Here is a 23,541-nt window from a genome sequence, read left to right on the forward strand (position 1 = left end):
TGCGGATCACCCCCGCTGACACGGGGAGAAGACTTGGGCTGAAAACCCCTTGGGGTTTCCCTTCCCCGCCGACCCCCGCGGTCGGGCGTGTCGCTCTGTTGCTCACAAGCGCCCCTTGGAAACCCTTACGGGCGGCCTGGGGGCCTGGGCAACGTACTCTCGGCGTCACCTTCGCTGCGGCAAGCGAAAGGACGGCACGAGGTCACTAAGCGACGACGCCGGCTGCATGGGTGGCAGGACAGAAGTCCACCGATTGTTCGGAGCCAACGGGGCCGGCGCCACGGCTCTGTCTGTTCGACAGGCACGGCGCAGCCCGTTGTCTATCCGAGCAACTTGGCTAGTATGCCCCACGAATGGCGGGCTTGGCCAATCGAGCGACTCCCCCAGGTTTGAGAGAGCCCCCGAGCAATGGATATCCGGTCCCACCTAGGGGGTGGAATCGATCCGGACAAAGCCCCGCCCGCCGACCCAGGTGGACCGGCGGGCGGGATTTCATCACTTCTTGATCTTGACGACCTGGCCGGCGCCCACGGTGCGGCCACCCTCGCGGATGGCGAAACGCAGGCCCTCTTCCATGGCGATCGGCTGGATCAGCGCGACGTCCATGCCGGTGTTGTCACCCGGCATGACCATCTCGGTGCCCTCGGGGAGGGTCACCACGCCGGTCACGTCCGTCGTACGGAAGTAGAACTGCGGCCGGTAGTTGTTGAAGAAGGGGGTGTGACGGCCACCCTCGTCCTTCGACAGGATGTAGACCTGAGCCTCGAAGTCGGTGTGCGGCGTGACCGAACCCGGCTTGATGATGACCTGGCCGCGCTCGACGTCCTCGCGCTTGATGCCGCGCAGGAGCAGACCGACGTTCTCGCCCGCCTGACCCTCGTCGAGCAGCTTGCGGAACATCTCGATGCCGGTGACCGTCGTGGTGGTCTTGGTCTCCTTGATGCCGACGATGTCGACAGTCTCGTTGACCTTGACGATGCCACGCTCGATGCGGCCGGTGACGACGGTGCCACGACCGGTGATCGTGAAGACGTCCTCGACGGGCATCAGGAACGGCATGTCGGTGTCACGCGGCGGGGTCGGGATCGCCTCGTCGACGGCGGCCATGAGCTCGAGCAGCTTGCTGCCCCACTCCTTGTCGCCCTCGAGCGCCTTGAGCGCCGAGACCCGCACGACCGGAAGGTCGTCGCCCGGGAACTCGTACTCGGAGAGGAGCTCGCGCACCTCGAGCTCGACGAGCTCCAGGATCTCCTCGTCGTCCACCATGTCGGCCTTGTTCAGCGCGACCACGATGTACGGAACGCCGACCTGGCGGGCCAGGAGCACGTGCTCCTTGGTCTGCGGCATCGGGCCGTCGGTGGCGGCGACCACGAGGATCGCGCCGTCCATCTGCGCGGCACCGGTGATCATGTTCTTGATGTAGTCGGCGTGCCCGGGGCAGTCGACGTGCGCGTAGTGACGGTTCTCCGTCTGGTACTCGACGTGCGCGATCGAGATCGTGATACCGCGCTGCCGCTCCTCCGGCGCCTTGTCGATCTGGTCGAACGGCGTGAAGGGGTTCAGGTCCGGGTACGCGTCGTGCAGCACCTTGGTAATCGCCGCGGTCAGCGTCGTCTTACCGTGGTCGATGTGACCAATGGTGCCGATGTTGACGTGCGGCTTAGTCCGCTCGAACTTAGCCTTCGCCACTGGGGTCCTCCTGTGGACTGGTTCTTTACGCCGTACGACGTCGGGTATCGGGGGTGAGCCGGGGCGGGGGCACCGGAGTCCGGATACGGACCCCGGGTCCCCCTGGTATCGCTGGTGCCGCTGGGGCGGTGATTACTCGCCGCGCGACTTGGCGATGATCTCCTCGGCGACGTTCCTCGGAACCTCGGCGTAGGAGTCGAACTGCATGGAGTAGCTCGCGCGACCCGAGGTCTTGCTGCGGAGGTCGCCGACGTAGCCGAACATCTCCGACAGCGGGACCAAGGCCTTGACGACGCGCGCACCGAAGCGCTCGTCCATGGCCTGGATCTGGCCGCGACGCGAGTTGAGGTCGCCGATCACATCGCCCATGTAGTCCTCGGGCGTGGTGACCTCGACGGCCATCATCGGCTCGAGAAGAGCCGGGCTGGCCTGCCGGGCCGCTTCCTTGAACGCCTGCGAACCGGCGATCTTGAACGCGAGCTCGGACGAGTCGACCTCGTGGTAGCCACCGTCGATCAGCGTCAGACGCACGCCGACCATCGGGTAGCCGGCGAGAACGCCGTACTGCATGGCCTCCTGCGCACCCGCGTCCACCGAGGGGATGTACTCCCTGGGGATACGGCCACCGGTGACCTTGTTGACGAACTCGTACGCGTCACCCTCGAGCGGCTCGAGCGCGATCTGCACCTTGGCGAACTGACCGGTACCACCGGTCTGCTTCTTGTGCGTGTAGTCCACGCGCTCGACGACCTTGCGGATCGTCTCGCGGTAGGCCACCTGCGGCTTGCCGACGTTGGCCTCCACGCGGAACTCGCGCTTCATCCGGTCGACCAGCACCTCGAGGTGCAGCTCGCCCATGCCGCCGATGATCGTCTGGCCGGTCTCCTCGTCGGTGTGCACCTGGAACGAGGGGTCCTCGGCGGCGAGGGACTGGATGGCGACACCCAGCTTCTCCTGGTCGCCCTTGGACTTCGGCTCGATGGCCACCTGGATGACCGGGGCCGGGAACGTCATCGACTCCAGGATCACCGGGTTCGCCGGGTCGCAGAGCGTCTCACCGGTGGTGGTGTCCTTGAGACCCATGACGGCGATGATGTCGCCCGCGCCGACCGACGGGATCTCCTCACGCTTGTTCGCGTGCATCCGGTAGATCTTGCCGATGCGTTCCTTCTTGCCCTTGACCGAGTTCAGCACGGAGCTGCCGGCCTCGAGGACACCCGAGTAGACCCGGACGAAGGTGAGCTTGCCCAGGTGCGGGTCACGCATGATCTTGAAGGCGAGGCCCGCGAAAGGCTCGTCATCGCTCGGCTGGCGAACGATGACCTCTTCCTCCTTGTTCACCGCGTGGCCCTGGATGCCCTCGATGTCGAGCGGCGACGGCAGGTAACGGACGACCGCGTCGAGCAGGGGCTGAACACCCTTGTTCTTGAACGCGGTACCGCAGAACACCGGAGTGAACGTCGGCTGGCCCTTGTTGTCACCCTTGGTCGAGGCGATGGTGGCGCGACGGATCGCGGCCATGAGCTGCTCCGTGGTGGGCTCTTCGCCCTCCAGGTACAGCTCCATCATCTCTTCGTCGTACTCGGCGATCGTCTCGAGCAGCTTGCCGCGGTACTCGGCGGCGGCCTCGGTGTGCGTGGCCGGGATGTCGACGACGTCGTACATCTCGCCCTTGGCCGCCTCGGCCGACCAGACCAGCGCCTTCATGGCGACCAGGTCGACAACGCCCTGGAAGTCCATCTCGGTGCCGATCGGAAGCTGCATGACCAGCGGAACCGCGCCCAGCCGCTCGTCGATCATGTCGACACAGCGGTGGAACTCGGCGCCGGTGCGGTCGAGCTTGTTCACGAAGCAGATACGCGGCACGCCGTACCGGTCGGCCTGACGCCAAACGGTCTCGGACTGCGGCTCCACGCCGGCGACACCGTCGAAGACGGTGACGGCGCCGTCGAGCACACGCAGCGAACGCTCCACCTCTACGGTGAAGTCGACGTGGCCCGGGGTGTCGATGATGTTGATCGTGTGATCGACGTCTTCGAGCGTCCAGTGACAGGTCGTCGCGGCAGACGTGATGGTGATGCCGCGCTCCTGCTCCTGTTCCATCCAGTCCATGGTGGCAGCGCCCTCATGAACCTCACCGATCTTGTAGTTGACCCCGGTGTAGAACAGGATCCGCTCGGTGGTGGTGGTCTTGCCCGCGTCGATGTGGGCCATGATGCCGATGTTTCGGACCTTGGCCAGATCAAGAGCAGTGGTAGCCATCGTGGCTTGTCTTCTCTCGGCTTCTCGTCGTTGCGGGTGGAACTACCAGCGGTAGTGCGCGAAGGCCTTGTTGGACTCGGCCATCTTGTGCGTGTCCTCGCGGCGCTTGACCGCGGCACCGAGACCGTTGCTCGCGTCCAGGAGCTCGTTCATCAGACGCTCGGTCATCGTCTTCTCGCGACGAGCGCGGGAGTAGCCGACGAGCCAGCGGAGAGCGAGGGTCGTGGAGCGGCCCGGACGGACCTCGACCGGCACCTGGTAGGTCGCGCCACCGACACGGCGGCTGCGGACCTCGAGGGTCGGCTTCACGTTCTCGAGCGCGCGCTTGAGCGTGATGACCGGGTCGGTACCGGTCTTCTCGCGGCAGCCTTCGAGAGCGCCGTAGACGATCTTCTCGGCGACGGAGCGCTTGCCGCTCATCAGGACCTTGTTCACCAGCGAGGTGACCAGCGGCGAGTTGTAAACCGGGTCGATGATGACCGGTCGCTTGGGGGCAGGGCCCTTACGCGGCATTAGCTCTTCTCCTTCTTCGCGCCGTAGCGGCTGCGCGCCTGCTTGCGGTTCTTGACACCCTGGGTGTCGAGCGAACCACGAATGATCTTGTAGCGGACACCGGGGAGGTCCTTCACACGACCACCGCGAACGAGCACAATCGAGTGCTCCTGGAGGTTGTGACCCTCACCGGGGATGTAGGCCGTCACCTCGATGCCACTCGTGAGGCGCACACGCGCGACCTTGCGAAGCGCAGAGTTCGGCTTCTTCGGCGTCGTCGTGTAAACACGGGTGCACACGCCGCGACGCTGCGGGCTCCCCTTGAGCGCCGGAGTCTTGGCCTTGTCGACCTTGTCCTGGCGGCCCTTTCGGACCAGCTGCTGGATCGTGGGCACCGCGTCTCCGTCTTCTTCGTGCCGAGCGGTCTTTTTGAAGCGACTGCAATGTCTGAATCGGCCTGCATCCCGGTCGACGCCGGAGCCAACCGCAAGTCCGACCCCCGCGGTCGGGCGTGTCGCCCGGTCTTGGGAGTGTGCTTGCTGTGGAGGCTGCGGGTCGGTCCCTTACGCCCTCTCACGCACGCATCCCGTGGGGATTGCGGTGAGCGCAGGCACAAGAGCCCGGGGACACCCCAGGCACAAGGAGAGAGACTACCTACCACAGCAGCAGAGGTCAAAGCGAAAAGAAAGACCCCCGCCACGACATGGAATCCGGCGCTCTCACCTTGGTGGAGCACCGAATCGTTCAGGGCGGTACATCACCCTCCGAGCCCCACCGTACCCGGCATTGCGGCCGGTGGCGAACGAGCCCACGCGCGGCCGTCGTCCGGGCGTGACGTGGTGACTCAGCGCACGGCGCGCAGTGCGCCGAGCAGGTTCATGTGGTCGGAATGGTCGTGACCATCCGAGTCCAGCACGACGATCACGATGACCAGCGCGAGCAGCGCCATGCCGATCCAGCCCAGCACCACGCCGGCGATCGCCATGCCCCGACCCTGCTGACCGGTGCGCGCGGTCTGGGCCAGGGCTATGTGCCCGAAGATCACCGCGAGCAGGCTGCCGATCCAATAGATCCAGACGATGCCCAGGATCATCGACGCGATGGCCAGGCCGTTGGTGCCCGGCTGGGGCAGGTATCCGCCGTAGCCGGGGTGTTGGTAGTAGCCGTACGCGTACGGCTGCTGCTGCCCGTACGGCGGCGCCTGGCCGTACCCGTACGGCCAGGGCGGCTCCCCCGGACCGTAGCCCTGGCCGTAGGGCGGGGGCGGCTCGCCGTAGGGGCTCCACGCGTCGCCGGGGGGCTGCTCTTCGTGGGGGTCGTATCGGGCCTCGTACTGGGGCCCGTCAGGGGTGCTCATGGGGGTTCTCCCGGGGTGGGACGGCGCGTTGGCAGCATCGTCGCACCGATCGGAGCCGGCATGGAGTGCCTGCGGACAACCCGGGGTCCGCGGACGCGACAGGGCCGCCACCCCGAAGGGTGACGGCCCTGTTCCCGGCTGCGGGCGGATCAGCCCTGGTAGCCGCCGAAGTCGTACTCCTCCAGCGGGACGGCCTGGCCGGAGCCCGAACCGAACGCGGAGTAGTCGGCCTCGTCGTACCCGGACATCGAGTACATCGCGGCCTTGGCCTCTTCGGTGGGCTCGACCCGGATGTTGCGGTAGCGGGGCATGCCCGTACCGGCCGGGATGAGCTTGCCGAGGATCACGTTCTCCTTCAGGCCGAGCAGCGGGTCCGACTTGGCGTGGATCGCCGCGTCGGTCAGCACTCGGGTGGTCTCCTGGAAGGAGGCCGCCGACAGCCACGACTCGGTGGCCAGCGACGCCTTCGTGATGCCCATGAGCTGCGGACGACCCGAGGCCGGGTGCCCGCTCTCCGACATCACCCGACGGTTCTCGGTCTCGAACCGGCCGCGCTCGACGAGCTCGCCCGGAAGCAGCTCGGCGTCGCCCGACTCGATGATCGTCACGCGGCGGAGCATCTGCCGAATGATGATCTCGATGTGCTTGTCGTGGATCGACACACCCTGCGAGCGGTAGACCTGCTGGACCTCCGCCACGAGGTGGATCTGCACCGCGCGCTGGCCGAGGATGCGCAGCACGTCGTGCGGGTTGACCGCGCCGACGAGCATCTTCTGACCGACGTCGACGTGGTCGCCCTCGTCGACCAGCAGGCGCGAGCGCTTGCTGACCGCGTACGCCAGTTCCTCGGAACCGTCGTCCGGGACCACCACGACCTTGCGGGTCTTCTCGGTGTCCTCGATGCGCACCCGACCGGCCGCCTCGCTGATCGGGGCGACACCCTTGGGGGTGCGCGCCTCGAAGAGCTCGACGACACGCGGCAGACCCTGCGTGATGTCGTCACCCGCCACACCACCGGTGTGGAAGGTACGCATCGTGAGCTGGGTGCCGGGCTCACCGATCGACTGGGCGGCGATGATGCCGACCGCCTCGCCGATGTCCACGAGCTTGCCGGTCGCCAGCGAGCGGCCGTAGCACATGGCGCACGTACCGACCTTGGACTCGCAGGTCAGCACCGAACGCGTCTTCACCGACTCGACGCCTTCGGCGACGAGGTGGTTGATGATCACGTCGCCGAGGTCGGCGTTGGCCGGGGCCAGCACCTTGCCGTCGACGACGACGTCCTCGGCCAGGTTGCGGGCGTACACGCTGGTCTCGACGTCGTCGTCCTTGCGGAGCACGCCGTCGGCGCCGCGGGTGGCGATCGACAGGACCAGGCCGCGGTCGGTGCCGCAGTCCTCCTCGCGCACGATCACGTCCTGCGAGACGTCCACCAGACGACGGGTCAGGTAACCCGAGTCGGCGGTACGCAGCGCGGTGTCGGCCAGACCCTTACGGGCACCGTGCGTCGAGATGAAGTACTCGAGGACGGACAGACCCTCACGGAAGGACGCCTTGATGGGACGAGGGATCGTCTCGTTCTTGGCGTTCGACACCAGACCACGCATACCCGCGATCTGACGCATCTGCATCATGTTTCCGCGAGCACCCGAGTCGACCATCATGAAGATGGGGTTCGTCTTGGGGAAGTTCAGGTTCATCGCCTCGGCAACCTCGTTGGTCGCCTTGGTCCAGATCTGAATCTGCTCCTGCTGACGCTCGTCCTTGGTGATCAGGCCGCGCTCGTACTGCTTCTGGACCTTCTCGGCCTGGGCCTCGAAGCGCTCCAGGATCTCCTTCTTCGCCGGCGGCACGACGACGTCGGAGATCGAGACGGTGACACCGGAACGGGTGGCCCAGTGGAAGCCGGCCTCCTTCAGGTTGTCCAGCGTCGCCGCCACGACCACCTTCGGGTACCGCTCCGCCAGGTCGTTCACGATGATCGACAGCGTCTTCTTGCCGATCTCCTCGTCGACGAACGGGTAGTCCGCCGGCAGGAGCTCGTTGAACAGCGCGCGACCGAGCGAGGTGCGCACGCGCAGCGCCGAACCGGGCTCCCAGCCCTCGGGCGCGACCCAGCCGCGCGACGGGACGGTGCCCGCCGGCAGTCGCAGCTCGATCTTCGCCTGCAGGTCGAGCTCACGGGCGTCGAACGCCATGATCGCCTCGGCCGTGGACGCGAACACGCGTCCGTCGCCCTTGGTGTTCTCCCGCTCGGAGGTCAGGAAGAACAGGCCCAGCACCATGTCCTGGGTCGGCATGGTGACGGGACGACCGTCGGCCGGCTTCAGGATGTTGTTGCTCGACAGCATGAGGATGCGGGCCTCGGCCTGCGCCTCCGCGGAGAGCGGCAGGTGAACGGCCATCTGGTCACCGTCGAAGTCCGCGTTGAACGCGGTGCACACGAGCGGGTGGATCTGGATGGCCTTGCCCTCGACGAGCTGCGGCTCGAACGCCTGGATGCCCAGACGGTGCAGCGTCGGTGCGCGGTTGAGCAGCACCGGGTGCTCGGCGATGACCTCTTCGAGCACGTCCCACACCACGGGGCGGGCGCGCTCGACCATGCGCTTGGCCGACTTGATGTTCTGCGCGTGGTTGAGGTCCACCAGGCGCTTCATCACGAACGGCTTGAACAGCTCGAGCGCCATGGCCTTCGGCAGACCGCACTGGTGCAGCTTGAGCTGCGGGCCGACGACGATGACCGAACGCGCGGAGTAGTCCACGCGCTTGCCGAGCAGGTTCTGGCGGAAACGACCCTGCTTGCCCTTGAGCATGTCGGACAGCGACTTGAGCGGCCGGTTGCCCGGGCCGGTCACCGGACGACCGCGGCGGCCGTTGTCGAACAGCGCGTCGACGGCCTCCTGGAGCATCCGCTTCTCGTTGTTCACGATGATCTCGGGGGCACCGAGGTCGAGCAGACGCTTCAACCGGTTGTTGCGGTTGATCACGCGGCGGTACAGGTCGTTCAGGTCGGAGGTCGCGAAGCGGCCACCGTCCAGCTGCACCATCGGACGCAGGTCCGGCGGGATCACCGGGACGCAGTCCAGGACCATGCCGTTGGGGCTGTTCCGGGTCTGCTGGAACGCGGAGACGACCTTGAGGCGCTTGAGCGCGCGGGTCTTCTTCTGGCCCTTGCCGGTGCGGATGATCTCGCGCAGCTTCTCGGCCTCGGCGTCGAGGTCGAACGACTCCAGCCGACGCTGGAGCGCCTGCGCGCCCATGCCGCCCATGAAGTACGTGCCGAACCGGTCCCGCATCTCGCGGAACAGGATCTCGTCGCCCTCGAGGTCTTGGACCTTGAGGTTCTTGAACCGGGTCCAGACGTCGTCGAGACGGTCGAGCTCGCGCTGGTTGCGGTCGCGAAGCTGCTTCATCTCGCGCTCGGCACCTTCGCGCACCTTGCGGCGGACGTCGGACTTGGCGCCCTCGGCCTCCAGCTCGGCGAGGTCGGTCTCGAGCTTCTTCTGGCGCTCTTCGACGCTGGCGTCGCGACGCTGCTCGATCTGCTGCCGCTCGACCGAGATCTTGGCGTCGAGGGACGGCAGGTCGCGCTGGCGACGCTCGTCGTCGACGTACGTGATCATGTACGCCGCGAAGTAGATGACCTTCTCGAGGTCCTTCGGGGCGAGGTCGAGCAGGTAGCCGAGGCGGCTGGGCACGCCCTTGAAGTACCAGATGTGCGTGACCGGCGCGGCGAGCTCGATGTGGCCCATGCGCTCACGACGCACCTTGGCGCGAGTGACCTCGACGCCGCAGCGCTCACAAATGATGCCCTTGAAGCGGACGCGCTTGTACTTGCCGCAGTAGCACTCCCAGTCCCGGGTCGGACCGAAGATCTTCTCGCAGAAGAGCCCGTCCTTTTCCGGCTTCAGGGTGCGGTAGTTGATGGTCTCGGGCTTCTTGACTTCACCGTGCGACCACTGGCGGATGTCGTCTGCGGTAGCGAGGCCGATACGCAGCTCGTCGAAGAAGTTGACGTCGAGCACTGTTTCGTCAATCCCTCTTTCGGGGTTTGGTCCCGGCGGTCACGGCGGGGGCTGTGCCGTGATCACCAGTGTGTGTCTTCATCAGGACTGGGGTCGAAATCCCGGGGCCGGCCTCACGGCCGGACCCGGGAGGGAGCCTCAGACCTCTTCGACGCTGCTCGGCTCACGCCGCGACAGGTCGATACCAAGCTCCTCCGCAGCGCGGAAGACGTCCTCGTCGGTGTCGCGCATCTCGATCGACATACCGTCGCTGGAGAGGACCTCCACGTTGAGGCAGAGCGACTGCATCTCCTTGATGAGCACCTTGAAGGACTCGGGGATGCCCGGCTCCGGGATGTTCTCGCCCTTGACGATCGCCTCGTACACCTTCACGCGGCCGAGGACGTCGTCGGACTTGATGGTCAGCAGCTCCTGGAGGGCGTAGGCGGCACCGTATGCCTCGAGTGCCCACACCTCCATCTCACCGAAGCGCTGGCCACCGAACTGGGCCTTACCACCCAGCGGCTGCTGGGTGATCATCGAGTAGGGACCGGTCGACCGGGCGTGCAGCTTGTCGTCGACCAGGTGGTGCAGCTTGAGGATGTACATGTACCCGACCGAGACCGGGTGCGGGAACGGCTCGCCGGAGCGGCCGTCGTACATCTTCGCCTTGCCGGTGCCGTCGATCAGACGGACGCCGTCGCGGGTCTTGTTGGTCGAGTCGAGGAGACCGGTGATCTCCTCCTCGCGCGCACCGTCGAAGACCGGGGTGGCGACGTTGGTGCCGGGGGCACCCTGGTCGGCCGCGATCGCCCGGAGGCGACCCTTCCAGTCCTCGTCGTCGCCCTCGACGCTCCAGCCGGTCTTGGCGATCCAGCCGAGGTGCGTCTCCAGGACCTGACCCGGGTTCATGCGGGACGGGACACCGAGCGGGTTGAGGATGATGTCGACCGGGGTGCCGTCCTCCAGGAACGGCATGTCCTCGACCGGCAGGATCTTCGAGATGACGCCCTTGTTGCCGTGGCGACCGGCGAGCTTGTCACCGTCGGTGATCTTGCGCTTCTGCGCGACGTAGACGCGAACGAGCTGGTTCACGCCCGGCGGCAGCTCGTCGCCGGCCTCGCGGTCGAACACGCGGACGCCGATGACCTTGCCCGACTCGCCGTGCGGGACCTTGAGCGAGGTGTCGCGCACCTCGCGCGCCTTCTCGCCGAAGATCGCGCGGAGCAGGCGCTCCTCCGGGGTCAGCTCGGTCTCGCCCTTGGGCGTGACCTTGCCGACCAGGATGTCGCCGGGGACGACGTCGGCGCCGATCCGGATGATGCCGCGCTCGTCCAGGTCCGCGAGGACCTCCTCGGAGACGTTCGGGATGTCCCGGGTGATCTCCTCCGGGCCGAGCTTGGTGTCCCGGGCGTCGACCTCGTGCTCCTCGATGTGGATCGAGGAGAGGACGTCGTCCTGCACCAGACGCTGCGACAGGATGATCGCGTCTTCGTAGTTGTGGCCCTCCCACGGCATGAACGCCACGAGCAGGTTCTTGCCGAGGGCCATCTCGCCCTCTTCGGTGCACGGACCGTCGGCCAGCACCTGGCCGGCCTCGACCCGCGCGCCCTCGTCGACGACGACCTTCTGGTTGAAGGACGTGCCCTGGTTGGAGCGCATGAACTTCTGCACGCGGTACGTGGTGTACGTCGCGTCGTCGTTCATCACGGTGATGTAGTCGGCCGAGACGTCCTGGACCACGCCCGGCTTCTCGGCGGTGATCACGTCGGCGGCGTCGACCGCGGCGCGGTACTCCATGCCGGTGCCCACCAGCGGGGACTCCGCCTTCAGCAGCGGCACGGCCTGGCGCATCATGTTCGAGCCCATCAACGCGCGGTTCGCGTCGTCGTGCTCGAGGAACGGGATCATCGCGGTCGCGACCGACACCATCTGGCGCGGCGAGACGTCCATGTAGTCGACTTCGTCGCCGGGGATGTAGTCGATCTCGCCGCCGCGGCGACGCACGAGCACACGGGCCTCGGCGAAGACGTCGTCTTCCTTGAGCGGCGCGTTCGCCTGGGCGATGACGAAGCGGTCTTCCTCGTCGGCCGTCAGGTAGTCGATGCCGTCGGTGACCCGGCCCTCGATCACCTTGCGGTACGGGGTCTCCACGAAGCCGAACGCGTTGACCCGACCGTAGGACGCGAGCGAGCCGATCAGACCGATGTTCGGGCCTTCGGGGGTCTCGATCGGGCACATCCGGCCGTAGTGCGACGGGTGCACGTCACGGACCTCGAAGCCGGCCCGCTCACGGGAGAGACCACCGGGGCCCAGCGCGGACAGACGACGCTTGTGGGTCAGGCCCGACAGCGGGTTCGTCTGGTCCATGAACTGGGACAACTGGCTGGTGCCGAAGAACTCCTTGATGGAGGCGACGACCGGCCGGATGTTGATCAGGGTCTGCGGCGTGATCGCCTCGACGTCCTGGGTGGTCATCCGCTCGCGGACGACGCGCTCCATCCGGGCCAGGCCGGTACGGACCTGGTTCTGGATGAGCTCGCCGACGTTGCGCAGGCGACGGTTGCCGAAGTGGTCGATGTCGTCGACCTCGACCACGATCTCCTGGCCGGACGCGCCTTCCATGGCCTCTTCGCCGGCGTGCAGCTTGACCAGGTACTTGATGGTCGCGATGACGTCTTCGACGGTCATGACGCCGGCGTCCAACGCCTGCTCGACCCCGAGCTTCTTGTTCACCTTGTAGCGGCCGACCTTGGCGAGGTCGTAGCGCTTCGGGTTGAAGTAGAGGTTCTCGAGCAGGGTCTGCGCGGCCTCGCGGGTCGGCGGCTCCCCCGGACGCAGCTTGCGGTAGATGTCCAGCAGCGCGTCGTCCTGGCCCTGGGTGTGGTCCTTCTCCAGGGTCTGCCGCATCGACTCGTACTGGCCGAACTCCTCGAGGATCTGGGAGTCGGTCCAGCCCAGCGCCTTCAGCAGCACGGTGACGCTCTGCTTGCGCTTGCGGTCGATGCGGACACCGACGGTGTCGCGCTTGTCGATCTCCAGCTCGAGCCAGGCGCCACGCGAGGGGATCACCTTCGCGCTGAAGATGTCCTTGTCGGACGTCTTGTCGACCTGGCTGTCGAAGTAGACACCCGGGGAGCGAACGAGCTGGGACACCACGACACGCTCGGTGCCGTTGATGATGAAGGTGCCCTTGTTCGTCATGAGCGGGAAGTCGCCCATGAAGACCGTCTGGCTCTTGATCTCGCCGGTCTCGTTGTTGGTGAACTCGGCCGTGACGAACAGCGGCGCCGAGTAGGTGAAGTCGCGCTCCTTGCACTCCTCGATGGAGTTCTTCGGAGGCTCGAACCGGTGGTCCCGGAACGTCAGGGACATCGACCCGGAGAAGTCCTCGATCGGGGAGATCTCTTCGAAGATCTCTTCGAGGCCGGACTTGGTGGGCACATCCTGTCCGCCCGCGAGGGCGGCCTCGACCCGTGCCTTCCACGCACTGTTGCCGAGCAGCCAGTCGAAGCTCTCGGTCTGCAACGCGAGAAGGTTCGGAACCTCCAGGGGTTCCCTGATCTTGGCGAAGGAGATGCGGAGCGGGGCAGTGGCGGCGCCGGGGTTGGTAGCGGAGGCGGTGCGCGAGGCGGCCAAGAGGGGTCCTTCCGAGGGCTCGGACTCACTATGCGCATACAAGACGGCCCGGGTTCATACACCGGGAGAAGTCAATAGGCAGCGCAAAGGGTCAGTGTAGCCACAAGGCACACCGCTGTCCAGCCCCTACGAAGGGCCGGTCCACAACCCGGATTCAGAAACCATCCGGCAACCGTGCTTCAGGGGTGCGTCCGAAGAATTGCGCGCCCCGAACCGTTCGTCAAGGGGTTGCTTTCCCCCTCAGAGCCGACGGAACCCTTCCGCGGACCGAGAAAACCGGACGGAGGTCCCGATCCCGCGGCCTGCGACGAGAGTCTCGTCACAGTGGCCGACCGCGTTCGCGAGGAGCCTCGGGAAGCCTGGAAAACACGGTAGACCGGCGGTCCGACAACGACCGGATCCAGCGCTCGCAAGTCGCCGCGCGCGCCGTGCCGCGCGCCCTCGCCGAGGCGCGACGGGCCTGGTACGAGGGGGTCCGACGGGTGCCGAGGGTGTTGGGAGTATCACCCTTTCGAGCGAGGCCGACAGGGGTATCCCCGCCCTCGCGCGGCTCGCCGCGGTGCTCGACCGACGCCGCCGAGGCGCCCCCGGAGAGCCGCGGAAAGCCCGAAGGCGACCGCCCTGACGGACGATCGCCTCCGGTGATGCCACCCGGTGGGCGGCGTCGAATTACTTGACCTCGACCGAGGCGCCGGCGCCTTCGAGGGCGGCCTTCGCCTTCTCGGCGGCCTCCTTCGAGACCTTCTCCAGGAGCGCCTTGGGGGCGGAGTCCACGAGGTCCTTGGCCTCCTTCAGACCGAGGCTCGTGAGCGCGCGCACCTCCTTGATGACCTGGATCTTCTTGTCGCCGGCACCCGTGAGGATGACGTCGAACTCGTCCTGCTCCTCGACGGCCTCGGCAGCGGCGCCGCCGCCGGCCGGGCCGGCCGCGACGGCGACCGGGGCGGCGGCCTTCACGTCGAAGGTGTCCTCGAACAGCTTCACGAAGTCCGCGAGCTGGATGAGGGGCATGGCCTTGAACTCTTCGATGAGCTCTTCGTGGGTGAGCGCCATGATCGGCGGTCCTTCCTGATCAATTCGGCTGGTGCCGGGTGGTGTGGATGGGCGGGGGCGCTGCCCCCGGCGACGTCGGTCGCGACTGCCGAACTACTCGGCGGTCTCGGCCTCGGCGGCGGGAGCCGGCTCGCCGGCACCGCCCTGCTCGACCTTCGCCCGAAGCGCGTCCGCGGTGCGGGCGAACTGCGAGAGCGGAGCCTGGAAGGTCGCCGCGGCCTTGGCCATGGATCCCTTCATGGCACCCGCCAGCTTGGCGAGCAGCACCTCGCGGGACTCGAGGTCCGCGAGCTTCTTGATCTCGTCGGCGCTGAGCGCCTTGCCCTCAAGGACGCCGCCCTTGATGACGAGAAGGGGGTTCGCCTTGGCGAAGTCACGCAGGCTCTTCGCGGCCTCCACGGGGTCACCCGTGACGAACGCGATCGCGGACGGGCCCTCGAGGAGGTCGTCGAGCTGATCGATGCCCGCCTCGTTGGCGGCGATCTTGGTCAGCGTGTTCTTCACCACGGCGTACTGCGCGTTCTCACCGAGCGAACGACGCAGCTCCTTGAGCTGCGCGACGGTGAGCCCGCGGTACTCGGTCAGCACTGCGGCGTTCGAGTCACGGAACTGCTCCGTGAGCTCGGCGACCGCGGCCGCCTTGTCGGGCCTCGCCATAGGGCTGGCCTCCTTCCGCGATGCGATTGCCGATCGACCGTGGCGGTCGATCGTGTGCCGGATGAATACGCCGGTCCGCAGGGCGGAAGGGGTCCACATACGAAGAACGCCCCGGCGCAGGCGCACGGGGCGTACATCCTCGAATCACGCGTCATGCGCGTGCCTCGGGGGCAACGTCTCACGTTCACACCTGCGCAGGTCGTCCGCGACGCGGAACCTTCGTTTGCCGACCCTGCCTTGCGGCACGACGACAACGACCGACGGTCTTTGGCTTGGACTCAAGGTACGTGACGGCACTCGTTCGGAGCAAATCGGTTGCCGGCGGGCGGCCGACGACGGCTCGTCGGGCGGGCGTTCGGCCCGTCCTCGGTGCCCGCGCCCCCGTCGACCGAGGGCGGGCGAACGCGCCGAGGCCCGGCACACCGTGGGGTGTGCCGGGCCTCGTTCGCGTGCGGGGCGGTCAGACCGCCTCTTCCTCCACCAGGAGGTTGCGGGTGCGGTTGGGGTCGACCTGGATGCCGGGGCCCATCGTGGTCGAGACGCCGACCTTCCTGATGTAGCGGCCCTTGGCGGCCGACGGCTTCGCGCGGAGCACCTCTTCGAGGGCGGCGGCGTAGTTCTCGACGAGCTGGGTGTCGTCGAACGTCGTCTTGCCGATGATGAAGTGCAGGTTCGAGTGCTTGTCGACGCGGAACTCGATCTTGCCGCCCTTGATCTCGTTCACGGCCTTCGCCACGTCGGGCGTGACCGTGCCGGTCTTCGGGTTGGGCATGAGGCCACGCGGGCCGAGCACGCGGCCCAGGCGGCCGACCTTGCCCATCAGGTCCGGGGTGGCGACGACGGCGTCGAAGTCGAGCCGACCCTTGGCGACCTCGTCGATGAGCTCGTCGGAACCGACGATGTCGGCGCCGGCGGCCTTGGCAGCCTCGGCACGGTCACCGGTCGCGAAGACCAGGACCCGGGCGGTCTTGCCGGTGCCGTGCGGGAGGATGACGGTGCTGCGGACCATCTGGTCGGCCTTGCGCGGGTCGACGCCCAGACGCATGGCCACCTCGACGGTGCCCGCGAACTTGGTGGGCGAGGTCTCCTTGGCCAGACGAACGGCCTCGAGGGGCGAGTAGAGCCGCTCGTGGTCGATCTTGGTGTCGGCCTCGCGGTAGGACTTGCTGCGCTTCACTGAAAGCTCCTGGAATTCTGAAAGGAGTTGTGGTGGGAGCGGGTCGCGCGGACCCTTCCACTCCGCAAGGTCGTGGGCTGTCGCACACGTCCTCGCGTCGGTTCCGGTACTGCCTGACTGCGGGGCTCGATCAGCCCTCGACCGTGATGCCCATCGAACGCGCGGTGCCGGAGATGATCTTCTCGGCGGCGTCGATGTCGTTGGCGTTCAGGTCGGCCATCTTGGTCTGCGCGATGCCGCGGATCTGCTCGCGGGTGACCTTGGCGACCTTGGTCTTGTGCGGCTCGCCCGAGCCCTTCTCGACACCGGCGGCCTTGAGGATCAGGCGCGCGGCCGGCGGCGTCTTCGTCACGAAGGTGAAGGAGCGGTCTTCGTAGACCGAGATCTCCACCGGGACGATGTCGCCACGCTGCGACTCGGTCGCCGCGTTGTAGGCCTTGCAGAACTCCATGATGTTGACGCCGTGCTGACCCAGCGCGGGGCCGACCGGCGGGGCCGGCGTGGCTGCGCCGGCCTTGATCTGCAGCTTGATGATCGCTGACAGCTTCTTCTTCTTGGGAGGCATTTTTTCCGGGTCCTTCGACGAGATGTACGTCCCGATCACCACGCGGAGCGCGGACGTGTTCGGGCCCGCCACGCGGTGCGGCGCCCCCTCAACGATAACCACCGTTGTGAGGGCGCCTTGTCCACCACCCGGATGCGACCCCGGCGAAACGGGGTCCCACCTGGGGGAAGTATCAGTTCTTCTGGATCTGGTTGAACGAGAGCTCGACCGGCGTCTCGCGCCCGAAGATCTCCACCAGGCCCTTGACCTTCTGCGAATCGGCGTTGATCTCGTTGATCGTCGCCTGCAGCGTCGCGAAGGGACCGTCGATGACGGTGACCGAGTCGCCGACCTCGAAGTCGAGCACCTTGACCTCGGTCGTGCTCTTGGCACCGCTGCCGCCGCCGGTCGCCTTCTCCTCCTCGGGGGCGAGGATCTTGACGACCTCGTCGAGGGTGAGCGGGAAGGGCTCGTGCGCGTTGCCGACGAAGCCGGTGACACCGGGGGTGTTCCGGACGGCGCCCCACGACTCGTTCGTCAGGTCCATCCGGACCAGCACGTAGCCGGGGAACTTGTTGCGCTTGACGGTCTTGCGCTGGCCGTTCTTGATCTCGACGACCTCTTCCTGCGGCACCTCGACCTGGAAGATGTAGTCCTCCATGTTGAGCGAGGTGGTGCGGGACTCGAGGTTGGCCTTCACGCGGTTCTCGTAGCCGGCGTACGAGTGGATGACGTACCACTCGCCCGGGGCGCGGCGGAGCGCTTCCTTGAAGTCCTCGACCGGGTCGCCCTCGGGGGCGTCCTCGAGCTCGGCGTCGTCGTCCTCGGCCTCGGCGGCCTCGCCGTCGTCCTCGAACTCTTCGTCGTCCGCGCCCTCGGCGTCGTCCTCGGTGGCCTCGGCGTCTTCCACGTCGTCATCGGTGGAGACGGCCGGGGCCTCGGCCGCGTCCTCGAGGGCGTCCTCGAGAGCAGCGGCCTCCGCCTGCTCCGACAGGGCCGCCGTCTCGTCGGCGGAGTTGTCGGCGGACAGGTTCGGGTCAGACACGTTGGGTGCTTCTTCCTGGCTGGGGGTCGAACGGTCGTTGCAGGCGCGCTGCGCAAGGATGGGGCTCAGCCGAAGATGGCGAGCGCTGCCTTCGCGAAGCCGAGGTCGAGTCCGTAGACGATGCCGATGATCATCAGACAGAACACGATGACCACCGTGGTGTACGTGCTCAGCTCGTTGCGGGTCGGCCAAACGACCTTGCGCAGCTCGGCGATGATTTGCCGGTAGAAGAGAGCCGCCCGCGCGAACAGGTTTTTCTTCTTCTGCTCCGGCTTGCCCGAAGAGCCCTTCGGGCGATTCGCCCGGCGACCGCCGGGGGGCTCGTCGTCGGAGCCGCGGCCATCAGAGCTGCTGTGCTCAGGCGTAGCCGTGGAGCCGTGGGCCTCCGTCAACTCGTCCTCACCTGATCCGGTCCGACCGTGGATCACCGACGGGGTTGTCGGCGCCGACAGTTTGCGCTGACTGCGTACGAGTCACGATCGATCCGGGGATCGATCGCGGTCGCACATCGCAGGGCACGAGGGACTTGAACCCCCAACCCCCGGTTTTGGAGACCGGTGCTCTGCCAATTGAGCTAGTGCCCTTCACGTGGTCATCAACCTAGCGGAGTCGCCGACCCGAGAACACGAAATTTTCGGGCGCGGCAGCACGCAGGTTGGGACCGCCAAGCGTCGAGTGTACGGGGTCGAGTGCGTCAGGTCGAACCCGTGCCGTGCGGGCCGGCCGTCGGGCGCCCCCCGGCCCGTTTTCCGTGTGCCCCCGGTGGGAGGGGAATGGCACCATGCCGGGCATGACGGCGCCCACCTCCGGTTCCGCGTCCGTGCCCGCGTCCAGGCGTCGGATCTCCGCCCTCGTCGGCGCCATCGCCGAGTCCGCGACGCTCGCGGTCGACGCCAAGGCCAAGGCGCTCAAGGCCGCCGGTCGCCCCGTGGTCGGCTTCGGCGCCGGCGAGCCGGACTTCCCGACACCCGACTACATCGTGGACGCGGCGGTCCCGGCGTGCCGCGAGCCCGGGTTCCACCAGTACACCCCGGCCGGCGGGCTGCCGGAGCCGAAGGCCGCGATCGTGGCCAAGACGCTGCGCGACTCGGGCCTGGCGGTGGAGCCGGACCGGGTGCTCGTCACCAACGGCGGCAAGCAGGCCATCCACGAGGCGTTCGCCGCCCTCCTGGACCCGGGCGACGAGGTGCTGGTGCCGGCGCCGTACTGGACCACCTACCCGGAGTCGATCAAGCTCGCGGGCGGGGTCCCGGTGGACGTGGTCGCCGACGAGACCACCGGCTATCCGGTGTCCGTCGAGCAGTTGGAGGCGGCGCGCACCGAGCGCACCAAGGTGCTGGTGTTCGTGTCGCCGTCGAACCCGACCGGCGCGGTGTACTCGCGGGCGCGGACCGAGGCGATCGGGCGCTGGGCGGGAAGGTGGCCTTCGACCGCCGCCGGCGCACGATCGTGCGGATGCTGAACGAGATCCCGGGCGTCGAGTGCCCCGAGCCCAAGGGCGCCTTCCACGTGTATCCGTCGGTCAAGGGGGTGCTGGGCCGAAGGATCCGCGGCGCCCGCCCGAACAGCTCGGCCGAGTTGGCGAACCTGATCCTGGACGAGGTCGAGGTGGCCGTGGTGCCGGGCGAGGCCTTCGGCACCCCGGGCTACCTGCGGTTGTCCTACGCGCTCGGCGACCACGACCTGGTCGAGGGCGTCGGGCGGATCGCGCGGCTGCCGGGCGAGGCCGAGTAGGCGTTCGCCCACCGCGGGGCCGTCGCGCGGGAGACCGGGCGGCGGCCCTTTCGCGTCGGTCCCGGACGCGGGCGGACGCGGGGGCGTTCACGCGCCGGCCTCCGAAGTTTCCGCTCTCCTTCAGGGGGATCATCCGCGGTACCCCTCACGTGGGCGGGACCGGTGGTCCATGATCTGTGGATGGATCGTCCCGCACGCGATGTCCGCACCCTCCCGAAGGCTCATCTCCACCTGCACTTCACGGGATCCATGCGGTCGGAAACCCTGTTGGAACTGGCGGATCTGCACGGAGTGCGGCTGCCCGACTCGCTGACCTCGGGTCGACCACCACGATTGCGGGCCACCGACGAGCGGGGCTGGTTCCGCTTTCAGCGGCTGTACGACATCGCGCGCTCGTGTGTGCGGACCCCGGACGACATGCATCGGCTGGTCCGCGAGGCGGCCGAGGACGACCGGGCCGAGGGGTCGGGCTGGTTGGAGATCCAGGTGGATCCGACCTCGTACGCGCCCCGTCTGGGCGGACTGACGCCTGCGGTGGAGATCGTGCTGGACGCGGTGGAGGCCGCCCGCGCGGCGACCGGGATCGGGATCGCCGTGGTGATCGCGGCCAATCGCACCAAGCACCAACTGGAGGCGCGCACGCTGGCCCGGCTCGCCGCGCAGTACACCGATCGCGGCGTGGTCGGGTTCGGGTTGTCCAACGACGAGCGGCGGGGCCGCGCGCCCGCGTTCGAGCGGGCCTTCGAGATCGCCCGGCACGCCGGGTTGTTCGCGAACCCGCACGGTGGCGAACTGGACGGGCCGCGCAGCATCCGCGAATGCGTGGACGTGTTGGGCGCGCGCCGGCTCGGGCACGGGATCCGGGTGGTGGAGGATCCCGAGCTGATGGCCCTGCTGGCGCGGCGGCGGATCGTGTGCGAGGTGTGCCCGGCCTCCAACGTCGCGCTCGGCGTCTACGACAAGGTCTCGGACGTGCCGCTGCGGAGGCTGTTCGAGGCGGGGGTGCCGATCGCGCTGGGCGCCGACGATCCGTTGTTGTTCGGGTCCCGGTTGGCCGCTCAGTACGAGCTGGCCAGGGACGAACACGGGTTCACCGACCCGGAGTTGGCCGAGCTGGCCCGGCAGTCGATCCTCGGGTCGGTGGCACCGGCGCAGGTGCAGCGGGCGTTGCTGGACGGGGTGGACGGGTGGCTGGCGGCGCCGGGCGCCGCGCCGGCTCAGGCGCCGGACCTGGTTCCGGCCCGGCCGCCGGTCGGGTGAGCCGGCGGGGGCGCGGGCTTCGGGCGGCCGGAGCGGTCAGAGCTTGGCGTTGATCAGGACCGGTTCGTTGATCAGGGTGACGCCGAAGGTCGCGTGCACGCCGTCCCGGACCTCGCGGGCCAGGGTGAGCAGGTCCTCGGTGCTGGCCTGGCCCCGGTTGGTCAGGGCCAGGGTGTGCTTGGTGGAGATCCGCGCCCGGCCCCGCCCGTAGCCCTTGGGGAAGCCGGCGCGTTCGATCAGCCAGGCCGCGGAGGTCTTGACGTGGTCGGTGCCGGACGGGTAGCGCGGCGGGGCGACGTCGGGGCCCAGGTGTCGCGCGGCCCGCGCGGTCAGGTCGGCGAAGGCGTCGTGGGTCAGGATCGGGTTGGTGAAGAACGAACCCGCGCTCCAGGTGTCGTGGTCGGCCGGGTCCAGCACCATGCCCTTGCCGCGCCGCAGGCCGAGCACCGCGGCGCGGGCCGCCTCGACCGGGACCCGCTCGCCGGGCTCGACGCCGAGCGTGCGGGCCAGTTCGGCGTACCGGATCGGCGCCGAGCGGCCCGCGTCGTCGCGCAGTCGAAAGCGCACCCGCAGTACCACGTAGCGGTCGTCGCCCTTGAACACGCTGTGCCGGTAGGTGAAGAGGCACTCGGCGGGGGTCAGCGTGCGCGGGGCGCGTTCGGTGCGGTCGTAGACCTCGACCGAGGCGATCGTCTCGGCGACCTCCTGGCCGTACGCGCCGACGTTCTGCACCGGGGTCGCGCCGGCGCTGCCCGGGATGCCCGCGAGGCATTCGATGCCGGACAGGCCGGCTGCGACGGCGGCGGTGACCACGTCGTCCCACGGCACGCCGGCCTCGACGCTCACATCGGTGCCGTCGACACGGAGTCCGGTGGTGGCGATCCGCAGCACGTCGCCCGCGAAGCCGTCGTCGCCGACGACCAGGTTGCTGCCGCCGCCGAGCACGAGCAACGGGATGCCCTGCTCGTCGGCGGCGCGCACGGTCGCCAGTACCGCGTCGGTGGTCGTGGCCGTGTGGAGCCGACGGGCCGGACCGCCGAGGCGGAGGGTGGTCAGGGAGGCGAGAGGCGCGTCGGTTTCAGGCTGCACCGTTGGATTCTCGCATCACCCGACCGGGGCGGTACTCAGGCGAGCTGCACGATGGCCCTGGGCACGCCCAGGACCTTGGCGCCGGCGGCGGTGACCAGCAGGTCCACCCGGGCCCGCCGGTCGTCCAGGAGCACCGCGACCTTGCCGCTGACCTCGATGGTCGCGCCGTCGACGGTGTCGGGGACCACGACCGGCTTGGTGAAGCGCACACCGAACTCGATCAGCGCGCCCGGGTCGCCGAGCCAGTCGGTGACCACGCGCGCGGCCTCGGCCATGGTGAACATCCCGTGCGCGATGACGTCGGGCAGGCCGACCTCGCCGGCGAAGCGGCCGTTCCAGTGGATCGGGTTGAAGTCGCCGGAGGCGCCCGCGTAGCGGACCAGGGTCTCGCGGGTGACCGGGAAGCTGCGCGCGGGCAGTTCGGTGCCGACCGCGACGTCGTCGAAGGAGATCTTGGCGGTCATGGTCAGGCCTCCGAATCGGCGGCCCGGGCCACCAGGGACGAGAGCGCGGTGACGATGTGCTCGCCCTCCACCGTGGTCACCTCGGCGCGCGTGGTGAGGATGTCGTTGCCCGCGAGGGACCTGATGTTGTCCACGGTGGTCACCACGGTCAGTCGGTCGCCCGCGCGAACCGGCCGCGTGTAGGTGAACTTCTGGTCGCCGTGCACGACGCGCGAGTAGTCCAGGCCCAGTTCGGGGTCGTGCACCACCTGGTCGGCCGCGCGCATCGTGACCACGATCGCGAACGTCGGCGGCGCGATCACGTCCGGGTGGCCAAGCGCCTTGGCCGCCGCGGGGTCGTTGTACGCGGGATCGGGGTCACCGATCGCGGCGGCGAACTCGCGGATCTTCTCCCGGCCCACCTCGTACGGCTCGGTGGGCGGATACGTCCGTCCGATGAACTTCGCGTCCAGCGGCATGAAGCGGGTCTCCCTGATGGATGGGCGGGCGGATGGATGGGCGGGCCGGCGGGTCGCGGGCCGGCGGAGGCGGGCCGGTGCCGGCGACGTTGCGGAGAATACGACAACGAGGCCACCCCCCTTGCGGGGAGTGGCCTCGTCGGTGTCGTGGTGCGAACCGCCTAGCGGGTTTCGCGGTGCGCGGTGTGCGCGTTGCAGCGGGGGCAGTGCTTCTTCATCTCAAGACGGTCCGGGTCGTTACGCCGGTTCTTCTTGGTGATGTAGTTCCGCTCCTTGCACTCCACGCAGGCCAGCGTGATCTTCGGGCGGACGTCGGTGGCAGCCACTGGAGTGCCTTCCTTGCGGTCAGGGGTGAATACAGCAAAAGCAGCCGATGCGGAGTCTCCCCCGAATCGGCTCGCTTGGTAGCGGCGACCGGACTTGAACCGGTGACACAGCGATTATGAGCCGCTTGCTCTACCGTCTGAGCTACGCCGCCTCAACGAGGCCCCCGCCTGTTCCCAGGCGGGGATCCCATCGTCTGAGCCCCAATACGGAATCGAACCGTAGACCTTCTCCTTACCATGGAGACGCTCTACCGACTGAGCTATTGGGGCGAGCAGGAAAACCATACACGC

The 23,541-nt window shown here is 68.0% G+C and carries 18 protein-coding genes, 3 tRNA genes and 1 pseudogene; 2 read left to right on the forward strand and 20 right to left on the reverse strand.

Annotation, left to right across the window (positions count from 1 at the left end; translation table 11 throughout):
- Window positions 1-495: 495 nt before the first annotated feature.
- The 14 genes from tuf to ACWCPW_RS13685 all read right to left on the reverse strand — a co-directional run bounded on the left by tuf (window position 496) and on the right by ACWCPW_RS13685 (window position 18,503).
- Window positions 496-1,689: an elongation factor Tu gene (gene tuf, locus ACWCPW_RS13620; protein WP_395871691.1), complete on the reverse strand. Its 1,194-nt coding sequence runs from the start codon at window positions 1,687-1,689 to the stop codon at window positions 496-498.
- A gap of 132 nt (window positions 1,690-1,821) precedes the next feature.
- A complete protein-coding gene (gene fusA, locus ACWCPW_RS13625) occupies window positions 1,822-3,951 on the reverse strand; it encodes an elongation factor G (protein ID WP_395871693.1) in 2,130 nt (709 codons plus the stop codon).
- A gap of 42 nt (window positions 3,952-3,993) precedes the next feature.
- Complete coding sequence (rpsG, locus tag ACWCPW_RS13630) at window positions 3,994-4,464, reverse strand: 30S ribosomal protein S7 (protein ID WP_020549241.1); 471 nt, start codon at window positions 4,462-4,464, stop codon at window positions 3,994-3,996.
- Window positions 4,464-4,838, reverse strand: coding sequence for a 30S ribosomal protein S12 (rpsL, locus tag ACWCPW_RS13635; protein ID WP_020549242.1), 375 nt, complete (start codon window positions 4,836-4,838; stop codon window positions 4,464-4,466). Before rpsL ends, rpsG begins: the two co-directional genes overlap by 1 nt.
- A 449-nt stretch (window positions 4,839-5,287) precedes the next feature.
- Window positions 5,288-5,800, reverse strand: coding sequence for a DUF4190 domain-containing protein (locus ACWCPW_RS13640; RefSeq protein ID WP_449761705.1), 513 nt, complete (start codon window positions 5,798-5,800; stop codon window positions 5,288-5,290).
- A gap of 149 nt (window positions 5,801-5,949) precedes the next feature.
- Entirely contained in the window at window positions 5,950-9,825 is a 3,876-nt protein-coding gene (locus tag ACWCPW_RS13645; RefSeq protein WP_449761706.1) for a DNA-directed RNA polymerase subunit beta', read from the reverse strand.
- A 138-nt stretch (window positions 9,826-9,963) separates the two neighbouring features.
- Window positions 9,964-13,443, reverse strand: coding sequence for a DNA-directed RNA polymerase subunit beta (gene rpoB, locus ACWCPW_RS13650; protein WP_360308749.1), 3,480 nt, complete (start codon window positions 13,441-13,443; stop codon window positions 9,964-9,966).
- A 669-nt stretch (window positions 13,444-14,112) separates the two neighbouring features.
- Window positions 14,113-14,496 carry a 50S ribosomal protein L7/L12 gene (rplL, locus tag ACWCPW_RS13655; protein ID WP_449761707.1) on the reverse strand — a complete coding sequence of 128 codons (384 nt, stop codon included), beginning with the start codon at window positions 14,494-14,496 and terminating at the stop codon, window positions 14,113-14,115.
- Window positions 14,497-14,589: 93 nt separating this feature from the next.
- On the reverse strand, window positions 14,590-15,153 hold the full coding sequence (rplJ, locus tag ACWCPW_RS13660) for a 50S ribosomal protein L10 (RefSeq protein ID WP_396009330.1): 564 nt from the start codon (window positions 15,151-15,153) through the stop codon (window positions 14,590-14,592).
- A gap of 460 nt (window positions 15,154-15,613) precedes the next feature.
- Window positions 15,614-16,330, reverse strand: a complete 717-nt coding sequence (gene rplA, locus ACWCPW_RS13665; RefSeq protein WP_449761708.1) for a 50S ribosomal protein L1 — start codon at window positions 16,328-16,330, stop codon at window positions 15,614-15,616.
- Window positions 16,331-16,460: 130 nt separating this feature from the next.
- On the reverse strand, window positions 16,461-16,895 hold the full coding sequence (gene rplK / locus ACWCPW_RS13670) for a 50S ribosomal protein L11 (RefSeq protein WP_020549250.1): 435 nt from the start codon (window positions 16,893-16,895) through the stop codon (window positions 16,461-16,463).
- 172 nt (window positions 16,896-17,067) lie between these two features.
- Window positions 17,068-17,919, reverse strand: coding sequence for a transcription termination/antitermination protein NusG (nusG, locus tag ACWCPW_RS13675; protein ID WP_449761709.1), 852 nt, complete (start codon window positions 17,917-17,919; stop codon window positions 17,068-17,070).
- 65 nt (window positions 17,920-17,984) lie between these two features.
- Complete coding sequence (gene secE / locus ACWCPW_RS13680) at window positions 17,985-18,311, reverse strand: preprotein translocase subunit SecE (protein ID WP_079026295.1); 327 nt, start codon at window positions 18,309-18,311, stop codon at window positions 17,985-17,987.
- Window positions 18,312-18,430: 119 nt separating this feature from the next.
- Window positions 18,431-18,503: transfer RNA gene (locus tag ACWCPW_RS13685), tRNA-Trp, on the reverse strand.
- 206 nt (window positions 18,504-18,709) lie between these two features.
- On the opposite strand from ACWCPW_RS13685, the pseudogene ACWCPW_RS13690 reads away from it, so the two are divergent.
- Window positions 18,710-19,653 (forward strand): annotated as a pseudogene (locus ACWCPW_RS13690) (aminotransferase class I/II-fold pyridoxal phosphate-dependent enzyme).
- A gap of 180 nt (window positions 19,654-19,833) precedes the next feature.
- A complete protein-coding gene (locus ACWCPW_RS13695; RefSeq protein ID WP_449761710.1) occupies window positions 19,834-20,913 on the forward strand; it encodes an adenosine deaminase in 1,080 nt (359 codons plus the stop codon).
- Window positions 20,914-20,949: 36 nt separating this feature from the next.
- On the opposite strand, the gene ACWCPW_RS13700 is transcribed toward ACWCPW_RS13695, so the two are convergent.
- The 6 genes from ACWCPW_RS13700 to ACWCPW_RS13725 form a co-directional block, all read right to left on the reverse strand.
- Window positions 20,950-22,002, reverse strand: coding sequence for a UDP-N-acetylmuramate dehydrogenase (locus ACWCPW_RS13700; RefSeq protein ID WP_449761711.1), 1,053 nt, complete (start codon window positions 22,000-22,002; stop codon window positions 20,950-20,952).
- Between the two features lie 35 nt (window positions 22,003-22,037).
- Window positions 22,038-22,466, reverse strand: coding sequence for a MaoC family dehydratase (locus ACWCPW_RS13705; protein ID WP_449761712.1), 429 nt, complete (start codon window positions 22,464-22,466; stop codon window positions 22,038-22,040).
- Window positions 22,467-22,468: 2 nt separating this feature from the next.
- Window positions 22,469-22,924, reverse strand: a complete 456-nt coding sequence (locus ACWCPW_RS13710) for an FAS1-like dehydratase domain-containing protein (protein ID WP_449761713.1) — start codon at window positions 22,922-22,924, stop codon at window positions 22,469-22,471.
- Window positions 22,925-23,085: 161 nt separating this feature from the next.
- Complete coding sequence (gene rpmG / locus ACWCPW_RS13715; protein ID WP_004571794.1) at window positions 23,086-23,250, reverse strand: 50S ribosomal protein L33; 165 nt, start codon at window positions 23,248-23,250, stop codon at window positions 23,086-23,088.
- A gap of 76 nt (window positions 23,251-23,326) precedes the next feature.
- A tRNA-Met gene (locus ACWCPW_RS13720) sits at window positions 23,327-23,402 on the reverse strand.
- A gap of 45 nt (window positions 23,403-23,447) precedes the next feature.
- Window positions 23,448-23,520 (reverse strand) — tRNA-Thr (locus ACWCPW_RS13725).
- Window positions 23,521-23,541: the final 21 nt, after the last annotated feature.

It is taken from the genome of Embleya sp. NPDC001921, from assembly GCF_053594475.1.

What these genes read in the sequence shown, in the direction of transcription:
- fusA (WP_395871693.1), bottom strand. Translation starts at nt 3,951, where the DNA reads ATGGCTACCACTGCTCTTGATCTGGCCAAGGTCCGAAACATCGGCATC.
- rpsG (WP_020549241.1), bottom strand. Translation starts at nt 4,464, where the DNA reads ATGCCGCGTAAGGGCCCTGCCCCCAAGCGACCGGTCATCATCGACCCG.
- ACWCPW_RS13640 (WP_449761705.1), bottom strand. Translation starts at nt 5,800, where the DNA reads ATGAGCACCCCTGACGGGCCCCAGTACGAGGCCCGATACGACCCCCAC.
- rplL (WP_449761707.1), bottom strand. Translation starts at nt 14,496, where the DNA reads ATGGCGCTCACCCACGAAGAGCTCATCGAAGAGTTCAAGGCCATGCCC.
- rplJ (WP_396009330.1), bottom strand. Translation starts at nt 15,153, where the DNA reads ATGGCGAGGCCCGACAAGGCGGCCGCGGTCGCCGAGCTCACGGAGCAG.
- rplK (WP_020549250.1), bottom strand. Translation starts at nt 16,895, where the DNA reads ATGCCTCCCAAGAAGAAGAAGCTGTCAGCGATCATCAAGCTGCAGATC.
- ACWCPW_RS13695 (WP_449761710.1), top strand. Translation starts at nt 19,834, where the DNA reads ATGGATCGTCCCGCACGCGATGTCCGCACCCTCCCGAAGGCTCATCTC.
- ACWCPW_RS13705 (WP_449761712.1), bottom strand. Translation starts at nt 22,466, where the DNA reads ATGACCGCCAAGATCTCCTTCGACGACGTCGCGGTCGGCACCGAACTG.
- ACWCPW_RS13710 (WP_449761713.1), bottom strand. Translation starts at nt 22,924, where the DNA reads ATGCCGCTGGACGCGAAGTTCATCGGACGGACGTATCCGCCCACCGAG.